The sequence below is a fragment of the Pseudomonas sp. P5_A12 genome (assembly GCF_056400685.1).
In genome coordinates this window covers 22,783-35,898 of record NZ_JBFUKU010000009.1, presented here as the reverse complement: position 1 = coordinate 35,898, position 13,116 = coordinate 22,783, and the positions used below count along the sequence as shown (strand labels likewise).

Sequence of the window (13,116 nt, the reverse complement as noted above, 5' to 3'; positions counted from 1 at the left end):
ACTATCACAGCTCAATAAATATACAAGCCAGGCGCGACAGACACACTTTGTAGCAGCCGGACGCAGGCTTCGCCAGCTGCAACAGGTCGTGTTATGGCTTCAGGCGGAGTTCTTGCGCTGAGAAGCCTGCGCGCAAATAACCCGTCGCCGCTCATCATCCGCCGAGCGCCATTCGCGGATGTCTTCGACATGACGAAAACACCCAAGGCAGACCTTCTGCTCGTCCAGCCGGCACACACCGCTGCACGGCGAAGGCACCGCCGGGCTGACATTGCTGTAGAGCGGTTTAGGCGCGCGGACGGGCGCAGGCTGGGTCACGACCTCACAGACCTTCGAAATCCAGGTCGGCGTCCGCTTGCTGCTTGACGATGCGCTCCAGCATTTCGCCTAGTTGCTCGTCGCTCTTGTCGCACATCCAGCGCTTGCTCTCTTCGTCGTAGTCGAAGTGGAAACCACCGGAGACGGCCGCCAGCCACAGCTGACGCAGCGGTTCCTGGCGGCTGAAAATCAACTGGCTGCCGTTTTCAAACTTGACGGTGAGCACACCGGCCGAGCTCTCCAGATCGATATCCAGGTCACACTCGTCAAAAATATCCTCCAGCGTCTGCTGGGTGGCATCGACCAGATCGTGGAAACGGGCTTCGGTCAAACTCATTGCGGCAACCTCAAAAAGTGTCTGTTCACGCTCAAGCGCCGCAAGATACGGGCGAGCCCCGGTGATTGCAAAGGATAACGAAACCTGTGGGAGCGAGCCTGCTCGCGAAGAGGACATCATATTCAACATCTTGGTTGACTGACACTCCGCCTTCGCGAGCAGGCTCGCTCCCACAAGGGTTGCGCTTGGCTGACCGGATCTGCCAAGCCCCGCCAGACGGGAGCCCCATCGCATAGGCAAGCTGTCGGGTGGCCGGTATACTCCGGCGCAATTAATGCATTTTCAAGGATTTCGCCATGAAGCGCCTGATCTCGTCCTTTGCTGCGCTCGCTTCGCTCGTCGCTTTTGTCAGCTTTTTATCGGCCTGTGGTCAAAAAGGCCCGCTGTATCTGCCAGACGAAGACCAGGACCCTATCGAGCAGGCCAAGTCGTCGCAACAGCAGCCTGCATCCAAAGCACACAAGCACGACGTCTACCAATAAGGGAACGACATGGACGCTTTTAATTACCGTGACGGTGAGCTGTTCGCGGAAGGTGTGGCCCTGTCTGCCATCGCCGAACGTTTCGGCACACCGACCTACGTCTACTCCCGCGCGCACATCGAAACTCAGTATCTGGCATATGCCGATGCACTGGCCGGCATGCCGCATCTGGTTTGCTTTGCGGTCAAGGCCAACTCCAACCTGGGCGTACTGAATGTCCTGGCGCGTTTGGGCGCCGGTTTTGACATCGTTTCCCGTGGCGAGCTGGAGCGTGTTCTGGCCGCTGGCGGCAGCGCCGACAAGATCGTGTTCTCCGGTGTCGGCAAGACCCGTGACGACATGCGTCGCGCCCTGGAAGTCGGCGTGCACTGCTTCAATGTCGAATCCACCGATGAGCTGGAACGCCTTCAAGTAGTTGCCGCCGAACTGGGCGTTCGCGCACCGATCTCGTTGCGTGTTAACCCGGACGTTGACGCGGGCACGCACCCGTACATTTCCACCGGTCTCAAAGAGAACAAGTTCGGTATCGCCATCGCTGACGCGGAAGACGTGTACGTCCGTGCCGCGCAGCTGCCAAACCTGGAAATCCTCGGTGTCGATTGCCACATCGGCTCGCAACTGACCACCCTGCCCCCGTTCATCGATGCCCTCGACCRCCTGCTGGGCCTGGTCGACCGCCTCGGCGACTGCGGCATCTACCTGCGCCACATCGATCTGGGTGGTGGTTTGGGTGTACGTTACCGCGATGAAGAGCCGCCATTGGCTGGCGATTACATCAAGGCTGTGCGCGAGCGGCTCGACGGTCGTGACCTGGCGCTGGTGTTCGAACCGGGCCGCTTCATCGTGGCCAATGCCGGCGTGCTGCTGACGCAGGTCGAGTACCTCAAGCACACCGAACACAAAGACTTCGCCATCGTCGATGCGGCCATGAACGACTTGATCCGCCCGGCGCTGTATCAGGCCTGGATGGACGTCACCGCTGTGCGCCCGCGTGATACGGCCGCGCGTGCCTACGATATCGTTGGCCCAATCTGCGAAACCGGCGACTTCCTGGCCAAGGACCGTCAGCTGGCCTTGGAAGAAGGCGACCTGCTGGCTGTGCATTCGGCCGGCGCCTATGGATTTGTCATGAGTTCCAACTACAACACCCGCGGCCGCGCCGCTGAAGTGTTGGTGGACGGTGATCAGGCAGTTGAAGTGCGTCGCCGTGAGACGGTAGCCGAGTTGTTTGCTGGCGAAAGCCTGCTGCCGGAGTAACCCCATGCTGCTGCGTTTTACCAAGATGCACGGCCTGGGCAATGACTTCATGGTCCTCGACCTGGTCAGCCAGCACGCGCATATTCTGCCCAAGCACGCCAAGCAATGGGGCGACCGGCACACCGGTATCGGTTTCGACCAGTTGCTGATCGTCGAAGCGCCGAGCAACCCGGACGTGGATTTCCGTTATCGGATCTTCAACTCCGACGGTTCCGAAGTGGAACAGTGCGGCAACGGTGCGCGCTGTTTCGCCCGCTTCGTACTCGACAAGCGCTTGACCGCAAAACGGCAGATTCGCGTCGAAACCAAAAGCGGCATCATCGAACTGGACGTGCGGAGCGACGGCCAGATCAGCGTCAACATGGGCGCACCGCGCCTGGTGCCAGCGGATATTCCGTTTGTGGCCCCGGAACAGGCACTGAGCTATCCGGTTGACGTCGATGGTACCCCGGTCGAACTGGCTGCCGTGTCCATGGGCAACCCCCATGCGATACTGCGGGTCAGCGACATCAACAATGCACCGGTGCATGAACTGGGTCCGAAAATCGAACACCACCCGCGCTTCCCGGCGCGGGTCAATGTCGGTTTTCTCCAGATCATCGACCGCAGCCGTGCACAGTTGCGCGTCTGGGAACGTGGCGCCGGGGAAACCCAGGCCTGCGGAACCGGTGCCTGTGCAGCCGCAGTGGCCGCGATCAGCCAGGGGTGGATGGACTCGCCGCTATTGATCGACCTGCCTGGCGGGCGCTTGTCCATTGAGTGGGCAGGCCCTGGCCAACCGGTCATGATGACCGGCCCGGCAGTACGCGTATATGAAGGACAAGTGCGTCTTTGAGTGAGCGAAATCCATGACCGATAAGCCCCAGGTTCCCGCCCTGCAGCCCGACGAAGCCCCTTGCGAAAGCCTTGAGGCGGCGGCGATTGCCGCGTACCTGGAGGCCCATCCGGACTTCTTCATCGAACACGAAGAACTGCTCCCGGCCATGCGTATTCCGCACCGGCGCGGCGACACCATTTCGCTGGTCGAGCGCCAGATGACCATTCTGCGCGACCGCAACATCGAACTGCGTCATCGTCTCTCGCATTTGATGGACGTGGCCCGCGACAACGACCGACTCTTCGACAAGACCCGCCGCCTGATTCTCGCGCTGATGGACGCCACCAGCCTGGAAGACGTGGTGATCAGCGTCGAAGACAGCTTGCGCCAAGACTTCCAGGTGCCCTTCGTCAGCCTGATCCTGCTGGGTGACAACCCGATGCCGGTGGGCCGCTGGGTCACTCACGCCGAGGCGCAAACGGCCATCGGCGGCTTGCTGACGGAAGACAAAAGCGTCAGCGGCAGCCTGCGTGAACACGAACTGGACTTCCTGTTCGGCGAAGAACAGCGCAAGCAAATCGGCTCCACTGCCGTCGTCGCGATCAGCCACCAAGGCATTCACGGCATCCTGGCCATCGCCAGCCGTGATCCGCAGCACTACAAAAGCTCGGTCGGCACCCTGTTCCTGAACTACATCGCCGAAGTCATGGGCCGCGTGCTGCCAAGGGTCAACAGCTCCCTGCGCTCGGTACGCTGATCATGGAACGGCAACTGGACGCTTACTGCGAACACCTGCGCAGTGAGCGACAGGTGTCGCCTCACACGCTGTACGCCTATCGCCGCGACCTCGACAAGGTGCTGGGCTTCTGCGTCAAACAGAACATCGACAGCTGGGCCGCACTGGATATCCAGCGCCTGCGCAGCTTGATCGCCCGCCTGCATTCGCAGGGTCAATCGTCCCGCAGCCTGGCGCGATTGCTATCGGCGGTGCGCGGGCTTTATCACTATCTGAATCGCGAAGGTCTGTGCGACCACGACCCAGCCAATGGCCTGGCGCCGCCGAAGGGTGAGCGCCGCCTGCCGAAAACCCTCGACACCGACCGCGCACTGCAACTGCTGGAAGGCGCGGTGGAAGATGATTTCCTGGCGCGGCGGGATCAGGCGATTCTGGAGCTGTTCTATTCTTCTGGATTGCGTCTTTCGGAGCTGACCGGGCTCAATCTGGATCAGCTGGACCTGGCCGACGGCATGGTTCAAGTGCTGGGCAAGGGCAGCAAAACCCGTCTGCTGCCGGTCGGCAAAAAAGCACGCGAAGCCCTGGAACTCTGGTTGCCGCTGCGGGCCATGACCAACCCGGCGGACGACGCCGTATTCGTCAGCCAGCAAGGCCGGCGCCTCGGCCCACGGGCCATTCAGGTTCGGGTCAAGGCGGCGGGCGAGCGTGAGCTGGGGCAAAACCTGCACCCGCACATGCTGCGGCACTCCTTTGCCAGCCACTTGCTGGAATCCTCGCAAGACCTGCGCGCAGTGCAGGAACTGCTCGGCCACTCAGACATCAAGACCACCCAAATCTACACCCACCTGGACTTCCAGCACCTGGCCGCGGTTTACGACAGCGCCCATCCACGAGCCAAACGCATTAAGGGCGATGACTCATGACCATCCAATTGATCACCTTCGACCTCGACGACACCCTGTGGGACACCGCCCCGGTGATCCTCAGCGCCGAAGCCGTACTGCGTGAATGGCTGACCGAGCATGCGCCGAACCTTGGGGGCGTGCCGGTAGAGCATTTGTGGGCCATTCGGGAGCGGATCCTGAGCAGCGAACCGGGACTCAAACATCGCATCAGCGCATTGCGCCGTCGGGTGTTGTTCCATGCGTTGGAAGAGGCTGGTTACGACCATGGCCAGGCGACCGATCTCGCAGAGAAAAGCTTCGAAGTGTTTTTGCATGCGCGGCATCAGATCGACGTTTTCCCCGAAGTCGAGCCGACCCTGATAACACTGGCCAAGCACTACGCCTTGGGCGTGGTCACCAATGGCAACGCCGATGTACGCCGGTTAGGGCTGGCGGACTACTTCAAGTTTGCGCTGTGTGCCGAAGATATCGGCATCGCCAAACCTGATGCGCGTTTGTTTCATGAGGCGTTGCAGCGCGGGGGAGCAACGCCCGAGACGGCCGTGCATATTGGTGATCATCCGGGCGATGACATTGCCGGGGCGCAGCAGGCCGGGTTGCGGGCGGTCTGGTTTAACCCGCAAGGCAAGGTGTGGGAAGCTGATCGCCTGCCTGACGCGGAGATTCGCAGCCTGACCGAATTGCCGGCGTTGTTGGCTCTGTGGAACTCCCGGCACTGACCTTGAATTCACACACTGCCCCTGTAGGAGCCGAGCTTGCTCGGCTCCTACAGGGTTGCGTCAGGCCCAAGACATTTGTACCAGCAATGAAAAAGCCCGCAGCGACGGCGGGCTTTTTCAGCAAGCAAGGGCAGACGCCTAGATAGGCCGGCTGCCGTACTTGTTATCAGGCTTCTTGGGAGGATCGGCGACCACGTTGGCCTCTACTTCCTGCACCTTGCCGCCCTTGGCCAAAAACTCTTCCATGGCCCGCGCGAGTGCATCGCGTTCCTTGTTCTTGGCTTCAACGCTCGGCAGCTCATCGACCGATACCGCAGCCTTGGCTTTGCCTTTGGCGGTCGGAACGGGCGCTTCACCACCGTCGTCTTCAGCGACGTCTTCGGCCGCTGCTTCCAGACCTTCTTCGGTTTCGTCGTCGTCGCCTACTTCGAGGTCGTCGTTTTCCAGATCATCGTCGCTCATGTTCTACCTCATGACTTGCGAAAAGCAGATTAGTTATAGCCCAGCTTCACCGTCTGTCGACAGTCGCCGGAAAAATTCAATAACCGCTGGTGACCAGCGGTTCATGCCTCTTCACCGTGCACGGTGGCGAGGACTTTACGGGCACCGCCAAAATCACGGTGCTCGCCCAGATAAACACCTTGCCAGGTCCCCAGCGCCAGTCGGCCTGCCGAGATCGGCAAACTGAGCTGACAGCCAAGCACGCTGGCCTTGAAGTGCGCCGGGAGGTCGTCCAGGCCTTCGTCGTTATGCTCATAGCCGTCTGTTCCTTGTGGGACCAGACGATTGAAAAACCGTTCGAAGTCGCGACGTACCGCCGGATCGGCGTTCTCGTTGATGGTCAACGACGCCGAGGTATGCTGCAGCCACAGATGCAACAGACCGACCCGACACGCCTTGAGTTCAGGCAGGCCGGCGAGTAACTCGTCCGTTACCAGATGAAAGCCCCGGGGCCTTGCCCGCAGGGTAATCAGAGTCTGTTGCCACATACAGTTCTCCGCACGTTCGGGGCGCATTCTAGCGCGCTCTGGGAAAAAACAAAGGCCCTAATATTCCTTCAATGATGTAAGCCATCGGCCGCAGAAGAACGCCCGTCGTAAACGCCCCTGAACGTGTACGAAAAAACCTTTCAGCAGTACCTCACTGACAAACGCCAGACAAAAAAATGCCCGGCAAGCCGGGCAAGTTTTTATGCGCGTCTTACAAGTTGTAGCCGCGTTCGTTATGGAGTGCCAGATCGATGCCGACAGCCTCTTCCTCTTCGGTGATCCGAAGGCCCATGACGGCGTCCAGGACCTTGAGAATGATGAAGGTGACGATCGCGGTGTAGATCACCGTGAAGCCTACGCCTTTGCACTGAATCCAGACTTGTGCACCGATGTCGGTGACGGTACCGAAGCCACCCAGGGCCGGTGCAGCGAACACACCGGTCAGTATCGCGCCGAGAATACCGCCGATACCATGTACGCCGAACGCATCCAGGGAATCGTCATAACCGAGTTTGCGCTTCAGGGTCGTGGCGCAGACGAAGCACACAACACCGGCCGCCAGGCCGATGACCAGCGCGCCCATCGGGCCCACGGTGCCAGCGGCTGGAGTGATTGCCACCAGACCGGCAACCACACCCGAGGCGATACCCAGTGCACTTGGCTTACCGTGAGTGATCCACTCGGCGAACATCCAGCCCAGTGCCGCAGCGCCGGTTGCGATCTGGGTCACCAGCATCGCCATGCCGGCCGTGCCGTTGGCCGCAGCAGCGGAGCCGGCGTTGAAGCCGAACCAGCCGACCCACAACATCGCGGCGCCCATCAGGGTGTAACCGAGGTTGTGCGGAGCCATTGGGGTGGTCGGGAAGCCTTTACGCTTGCCCAGCACCAGGCAGGCAATCAGACCCGCCACACCGGCGTTGATGTGCACCACGGTGCCGCCGGCGAAGTCGAGCACGCCCCAGTCCCACATCAGGCCGCCGTTGCCGGACCAGACCATGTGCGCAATCGGTGCGTAAACCAGGGTGAACCACACGCCCATGAAGATCAGCATGGCGGAGAACTTCATCCGCTCGGCGAAGGCACCGACGATCAGCGCTGGGGTGATGATGGCGAAGGTCATCTGGAAGGTGATGAACACCGCCTCAGGGAACAGCGCCGCAGGACCGGTCAGGCTCGATGGCGTGACACCGGCGAGGAATGCCTTGCCCATGCCGCCAATGAACGAATTGAAGTTGACGACGCCCTGCTCCATGCCAGTCGTGTCGAACGCGATGCTATAGCCATAAATGACCCACAGGATGCTGATCAGACCGGTAATGGCGAAGCACTGCATCATCACGGAAAGAATGTTTTTGGACCGAACCATGCCGCCGTAGAACAGCGCGAGGCCAGGAATGGTCATGAACAGCACGAGGGCTGTCGAGGTCATCATCCAGGCGGTATCGCCGGAGTTCAGGACTGGGGCTGCCACTTCGTCTGCCGCCAAAGCCAGGCCGGGCATTACGAGGGACAACAGGGCTCCTAGCCCTGCGAATTTACGCAGAGTCATATTGTTTTCTCCTGGGGCGTTGGGTTTGTGGCGGCTTAGATTGCGTCGGTATCGGTTTCGCCGGTACGGATGCGAATCGCCTGTTCCAGATTGACCACGAAGATCTTGCCGTCACCGATCTTGCCGGTGTTGGCCGCCTTGGTTATCGCCTCGATAACCCGATCCAGATCCTTGTCGTCAATGGCGACATCGATCTTCACCTTAGGCAGAAAATCGACCACGTATTCCGCGCCGCGATACAGCTCGGTGTGACCCTTCTGCCGACCGAAGCCTTTGACTTCAGTAACGGTAATGCCCTGCACGCCGATCTCGGACAACGACTCGCGTACGTCGTCCAGTTTGAACGGCTTGATGATGGCAGTGACTAGCTTCATGAAAACTCTCTCCCGAATTGGTGGACTTGCCCCAGGAAAACAAACCCGTCTCAAGTCTAAGCGCAGTGCCTGGCTTTGTAACGCATCGTCGGCCTTGAATGCCCGTCCGACTCCAGCTAACCACCCCGAACGAAACACTTCCCCCCGTTTCGCCTGGCGCACTGCATTCGACACAGCGACTGCATCAGTGCATGGGTTGATAGTCACTAAGCAGAAAGCTTGCCATCTCGACAAAACCTACTGAATTCAATCCTTTGGCCAATACAGCAGTCCGCCACCCTGATTTACCCGAGAACTAACGCACAACAACAGTGCGTTGCCGTCCGTCCGCATGCGCGAAAAACGTGCGCCGGTTGGCTACCGGAATTGACTATAGACACTGCGTGATACACTGCCCGCCAATGTTTCCAGGACCTTTCCCATGCTCGCGCCCAAAGACTTCCTAGACGCCCTGACGGGCACCGCCTCCCGCCTCTTCAGCGGCGATACCCCGCTGCCGAAAAGCGAAATCGAAAGCCAGTTCAAGGCACTGTTGCAGAGCGGTTTCAGCAAGCTCGACCTGGTCAGCCGGGAAGAGTTTGATAGCCAGATGGTCGTGCTCGCACGCACCCGGGCGCGGTTGGAGAGTCTTGAGGCGAAGGTGGCGGAGCTGGAAGCGAAGCTGATTCCGCCTGCGGAGTAATACCGCAGATCCCACGATGGAGCCCAATCCACTGTGGGAGCGAGCCTGCTCGCGATAAGGTCGGAACGACCTTCAGATTTATCTGTAGGAGTTGCCGAGGGCTGCGAGCTTTTGATCTTCTGCCCCGCCACCATCTCGGCAACGTCCTACAAAGATCACCACCGCCGTCCGATAGCGCCGTGAAGCTCAGGTTCCTAAGCTCATTCTCAGCTGAATATTCAGCACTGGGTTTGGCGACCTGGACAGCATCCGACGCACCGTGACCACGTTCGAACCAGGGAATTATTCCCATCTCGAATTATGGCGGCTGTGCGTGGGAGACCTTCGGGTCTACCGGTTTTCGGGTGCACCGGTTCGCCAACCCGCGCATAGCTGCCACCCTTTTCGTTTGGCGACGATCAGAGGCAGTTTTCTTCATTCGCATCCGAGAACTGCTCTATGAACGATAACTATCTGGTTCCCCACGTCTTCACCCGCCACAAACTCAACCTCCACGCCCTCCTCCTCGAAAACCAACCCTGGTTCAGCGCCCGCGACCTTGGCCGACTACTCCGCCTTTTCCTTGACGAACGCGCCGTACGAAAACTCGACCCCGATCAACACCAGTTCGCGCAAGCCCTCATCCACGGCGTCATCGAAGACACCCTGCTAATCAGCGAATCCGGCGTCTACGCCCTATTGGTCTACCACTACTGCCCCGAATACCGGGGCCTACGCGAATGGCTAACCCACGACGTGGTCCCCGCCCTCAGGGATGCACAGCAACCGACTTCAACCGAACGCCCGACCCTGAGCTTATTGAACTGGCCTGAGATGACGTTGAGTTTGTTGCACTGGAATAATCAGCCGTGGATTCGGTTGCAGGATGTTCCGCAGATGCTACCGAGCAGGGAAAGACCACGAATCGCGGTCAATGCGCCGTGGTGGAAGCGAGCTTCGCGAGTCCTCCAGTTGCTATAAGTACCTGAAAATCACCCATGCCCGTTTTCGGCACGACGCAGATCGTAGGTCGACTGCAAATTCAGCCAGAATTCGGGCGTGGTGTTCAGGTGCATGGATAACTTTCTGGCGAGGTCAGGACTGACATCTCGGTTCTGTGCCACCAGTTCAATCACTTCAGCCTCGAACATGCACAACCGGTATGGAAGATCCGCCACCGTAGAACCCAACGGCCCAAGAAACTCCTTTTCAAGGATTTCCCCGGGATGTATCGGCCGCATTCCACTCGTGTTCATTTCACCTCCTGAGAACTTGATCTGCTCTGATCATAAGCAGAGCTCTCTAGCACACAAGCGCCCCCACGCTCTTTGGCCGACGTCCTTCATGTATCTCGGCAAGGTCCTACAAAAACCTCATCCCCAGGCTGATTACGCCGGCACTCCATGCTCGCTTACGCTTCACCAACCAGAAAGCGACTCGCAACATTCTGCGAAAGTTTGGCGCCTGCGTTGTCATGCTAGCCGGCTACCCTTCAAAAAACCGCAGGAAGCGGTTCCCGTAAAGCTCAAGGAACGACCATGTCCCTCTCCATCGTCCACAGCCGCGCCCAGATTGGTGTAGACGCGCCCGCCGTCACCGTCGAAGTTCACCTGGCTAACGGTTTGCCCTCCCTGACAATGGTCGGTTTGCCGGAAGCTGCTGTGAAGGAAAGCAAGGACCGGGTTCGAAGCGCGATCATCAATTCCGGTCTCCAATTTCCGGCACGACGCATCACTTTGAATCTCGCCCCGGCAGATTTGCCGAAAGACGGCGGGCGATTCGACCTTGCGATTGCCTTGGGGATTCTGTCGGCCAGCGTGCAAGTACCAACGTTGACACTGGATGACGTGGAATGTCTGGGAGAATTGGCACTATCTGGCGCAGTGCGGGCGGTTCGCGGTGTATTGCCGGCAGCCTTGGCGGCGCGCAAGGCCGGGAGGACGCTGGTGGTGCCGCGAGCCAATGCCGAAGAGGCGTGCCTGGCGTCGGGATTAAAGGTGATCGCGGTGGAACATTTGCTTGAGGTCGTTGGGCACTTCAACGGACACACGCCGATCGAGCCCTACGTATCCAATGGCTTGCTGTACGCCAGCATGCCGTATCCAGATTTGAATGAGGTGCAAGGCCAAATGTCAGCCAAGCGTGCGCTGCTGATTGCGGCGGCAGGCGCACATAATTTGCTGTTCAGTGGGCCGCCAGGAACGGGGAAAACCCTGTTAGCCAGTCGTTTACCGGGGCTTTTGCCGCCATTGACCGAGAATGAAGCACTTGAGGTCGCAGCCATTCAATCGGTCTCTAGCTGTGTACCCTTGAGTCATTGGCCCCAACGACCTTTTCGCCAACCTCATCACTCTGCTTCAGGCCCGGCACTGGTCGGGGGCGGCTCACGGCCTCAGCCCGGCGAAATCACCCTCGCTCACCATGGCGTACTGTTTTTGGACGAACTCCCGGAGTTTGATCGAAAGGTACTGGAGGTATTGCGGGAGCCGCTGGAGTCCGGTCACATCGTGATATCCCGCGCCAAAGACCGCGTGCGCTTCCCGGCGCGTTTCCAATTGGTGGCAGCAATGAACCCTTGCCCCTGTGGATATCTTGGCGAGCCGAGTGGACGCTGCTCCTGCTCACCGGACATGGTCCAGCGCTACCGCAACAAACTGTCCGGGCCATTGCTGGATCGCATCGACCTGCACCTGACCGTCGCTCGGGAGGCGACCGCTTTGAACCCCGCCCCAAAGCCTGGCGACGACACAGCAACTGCGGCAGCACTGGTCGCCGACGCAAGAGAGCGGCAACACAAACGCCAAGGCTGCGCCAATGCATTCCTCGATCTGCCGGGCCTGCGCAAACACTGCAAGTTATCCACAGCCGATGAAAACTGGCTGGAATCCGCTTGCGAACGACTGACATTGTCACTGCGAGCAGCCCACCGCCTACTAAAGGTTGCCCGTACGTTGGCAGACCTTGAACAGGTCGATGCAATTACCCGCGAACACTTGGCGGAAGCGTTGCAGTACCGACCTGCATCAGCGTAACCGATTGCTATTCCCCCAAATCATTTATGCAGATCACTTTTCAGGGAGAGCGTCAGTAATACATGGAGTTACTAAAGAGTCATTGGATCAGATTTGTCTATTGCTTGATAAGTATTGCCATCGTTTGGACGGCGCTTCTGCAGCAGGAAATCGTTGTCGGCTCTCCGACATCCCTGAATAATTTTTCCTACGTTGGGCACGGTGATAACCATCGTCGCGCTCATTATTTCAATATCTGAAGTTTTACACAGTGTTCGTTACTCACGGAGCATCAGCGCAGAAGCCAACAGAGCGCTCAAGGACGCTAAAGCAGTAGAGGGCGCCTCAGCCGTAAGCGAATGCCTTGCGACGCTCAATGAGACAGCAGGTTATGTGGATACCGAAAACTATCAATTGGCGCTGAAGTGCTATCAGCATTTCAGGATTCTATTTGCCAAAATACCTGGCACAGGTCAGGAATTTGAAAGGATTGACAATATCCTTGGAAAAACTGAAACCGCGATCAGAAAAGGCATTTTCACGTCAGCAAGCGCTCGACTTGAGAAAGCGACCCGAATAGTTATTCATCACAATCTTGAAAACATCAAAGAGAACCTTGAAAAGGTTAACCCGGCCAGAGGGCGACAATATGTTACCGCCTAAATTTCTCGATTTTGTCAAAACGCTTACAGCGAGAACGGAGCAAGGCGAATTCTCCTGGAGTTATGATGACAATAACTCGCTTGTGAAACTCAAAGAAAAAGCCTTTTCCCTTTCATTACGTTACAGCTTCAACTCCGATGAAAAATATGCGGAGTACGTCATCTATTACTTCGATGATATCGAAGACAAGGAGTACCGGTTTTATACCAATCAAACCTGGAATGACTTCGATTTCATCGGGCGGTTGTTTGATGCCGCACAAGCCTCAAAAATGAGACTTCCCTTTTGACCCTTCAAT

Annotated in this window: 18 protein-coding genes; 11 read left to right on the top strand and 7 right to left on the bottom strand. The window is 58.5% G+C overall.

What is annotated here, in order from left to right; all coding sequences use genetic code 11:
* Positions 1–99: 99 nt before the first annotated feature.
* Entirely contained in the window at positions 100–318 is a 219-nt protein-coding gene (locus tag AC1DSG_RS02685; protein WP_477789469.1) for a DUF1289 domain-containing protein, read from the bottom strand.
* Positions 319–322: 4 nt separating this feature from the next.
* The gene (gene cyaY, locus AC1DSG_RS02680) at positions 323–655 is read right to left on the bottom strand and encodes an iron donor protein CyaY (protein WP_477789468.1); all 333 of its coding nucleotides are present in this window, start codon (positions 653–655) and stop codon (positions 323–325) included.
* Between the two features lie 296 nt (positions 656–951).
* Between cyaY and lptM the strand changes: the two genes are divergently transcribed.
* From lptM to AC1DSG_RS02650, 6 genes are read left to right on the top strand one after another with little or no spacing between them, the layout of a single operon-like run.
* A complete protein-coding gene (gene lptM, locus AC1DSG_RS02675) occupies positions 952–1,137 on the top strand; it encodes an LPS translocon maturation chaperone LptM (RefSeq protein ID WP_477789467.1) in 186 nt (61 codons plus the stop codon).
* 9 nt (positions 1,138–1,146) lie between these two features.
* Entirely contained in the window at positions 1,147–2,394 is a 1,248-nt protein-coding gene (lysA, locus tag AC1DSG_RS02670) for a diaminopimelate decarboxylase (protein WP_477789466.1), read from the top strand.
* A gap of 4 nt (positions 2,395–2,398) precedes the next feature.
* Positions 2,399–3,229, top strand: coding sequence for a diaminopimelate epimerase (gene dapF / locus AC1DSG_RS02665; RefSeq protein ID WP_477789465.1), 831 nt, complete (start codon positions 2,399–2,401; stop codon positions 3,227–3,229).
* A gap of 13 nt (positions 3,230–3,242) precedes the next feature.
* Positions 3,243–3,968: a DUF484 family protein gene (locus AC1DSG_RS02660; RefSeq protein ID WP_477789464.1), complete on the top strand. Its 726-nt coding sequence runs from the start codon at positions 3,243–3,245 to the stop codon at positions 3,966–3,968.
* Between the two features lie 2 nt (positions 3,969–3,970).
* Complete coding sequence (xerC, locus tag AC1DSG_RS02655) at positions 3,971–4,870, top strand: tyrosine recombinase XerC (protein WP_477789463.1); 900 nt, start codon at positions 3,971–3,973, stop codon at positions 4,868–4,870.
* On the top strand, positions 4,867–5,571 hold the full coding sequence (locus AC1DSG_RS02650; RefSeq protein ID WP_477789462.1) for an HAD family hydrolase: 705 nt from the start codon (positions 4,867–4,869) through the stop codon (positions 5,569–5,571). The genes xerC and AC1DSG_RS02650 overlap by 4 nt, the downstream gene beginning before the upstream one ends.
* 138 nt (positions 5,572–5,709) lie before the next feature.
* On the opposite strand, the gene sutA is transcribed toward AC1DSG_RS02650, so the two are convergent.
* The 4 genes from sutA to glnK form a co-directional block, all read right to left on the bottom strand.
* Positions 5,710–6,033: a transcriptional regulator SutA gene (sutA, locus tag AC1DSG_RS02645; RefSeq protein WP_007942370.1), complete on the bottom strand. Its 324-nt coding sequence runs from the start codon at positions 6,031–6,033 to the stop codon at positions 5,710–5,712.
* Between the two features lie 101 nt (positions 6,034–6,134).
* Positions 6,135–6,560, bottom strand: coding sequence for a secondary thiamine-phosphate synthase enzyme YjbQ (locus AC1DSG_RS02640; protein WP_007942369.1), 426 nt, complete (start codon positions 6,558–6,560; stop codon positions 6,135–6,137).
* A gap of 211 nt (positions 6,561–6,771) precedes the next feature.
* Positions 6,772–8,109: an ammonium transporter gene (locus AC1DSG_RS02635; protein ID WP_477789461.1), complete on the bottom strand. Its 1,338-nt coding sequence runs from the start codon at positions 8,107–8,109 to the stop codon at positions 6,772–6,774.
* 35 nt (positions 8,110–8,144) lie between these two features.
* Positions 8,145–8,483, bottom strand: a complete 339-nt coding sequence (gene glnK / locus AC1DSG_RS02630) for a P-II family nitrogen regulator (RefSeq protein ID WP_002555808.1) — start codon at positions 8,481–8,483, stop codon at positions 8,145–8,147.
* 421 nt (positions 8,484–8,904) lie between these two features.
* On the opposite strand from glnK, the gene AC1DSG_RS02625 reads away from it, so the two are divergent.
* Positions 8,905–9,165 (top strand): accessory factor UbiK family protein, encoded by a 261-nt coding sequence (locus AC1DSG_RS02625; protein ID WP_477789460.1) that lies wholly within the window; start codon positions 8,905–8,907, stop codon positions 9,163–9,165.
* Between the two features lie 438 nt (positions 9,166–9,603).
* Positions 9,604–10,125, top strand: a complete 522-nt coding sequence (locus AC1DSG_RS02620; protein ID WP_477789459.1) for a BRO-N domain-containing protein — start codon at positions 9,604–9,606, stop codon at positions 10,123–10,125.
* Positions 10,126–10,136: 11 nt separating this feature from the next.
* Here the strand turns inward: AC1DSG_RS02620 and AC1DSG_RS02615 are convergent, their stop codons facing one another.
* Positions 10,137–10,400, bottom strand: coding sequence for a HigA family addiction module antitoxin (locus tag AC1DSG_RS02615; protein ID WP_477789458.1), 264 nt, complete (start codon positions 10,398–10,400; stop codon positions 10,137–10,139).
* A gap of 282 nt (positions 10,401–10,682) precedes the next feature.
* Between AC1DSG_RS02615 and AC1DSG_RS02610 the strand changes: the two genes are divergently transcribed.
* The 3 genes from AC1DSG_RS02610 to AC1DSG_RS02600 all read left to right on the top strand — a co-directional run bounded on the left by AC1DSG_RS02610 (position 10,683) and on the right by AC1DSG_RS02600 (position 13,107).
* The gene (locus tag AC1DSG_RS02610; RefSeq protein ID WP_477789457.1) at positions 10,683–12,176 is read left to right on the top strand and encodes a YifB family Mg chelatase-like AAA ATPase; all 1,494 of its coding nucleotides are present in this window, start codon (positions 10,683–10,685) and stop codon (positions 12,174–12,176) included.
* 201 nt (positions 12,177–12,377) lie between these two features.
* Positions 12,378–12,818 carry a hypothetical protein gene (locus AC1DSG_RS02605; protein ID WP_477789456.1) on the top strand — a complete coding sequence of 147 codons (441 nt, stop codon included), beginning with the start codon at positions 12,378–12,380 and terminating at the stop codon, positions 12,816–12,818.
* A complete protein-coding gene (locus tag AC1DSG_RS02600; protein ID WP_477789455.1) occupies positions 12,805–13,107 on the top strand; it encodes a hypothetical protein in 303 nt (100 codons plus the stop codon). The genes AC1DSG_RS02605 and AC1DSG_RS02600 overlap by 14 nt, the downstream gene beginning before the upstream one ends.
* Positions 13,108–13,116 lie beyond the last annotated feature (9 nt).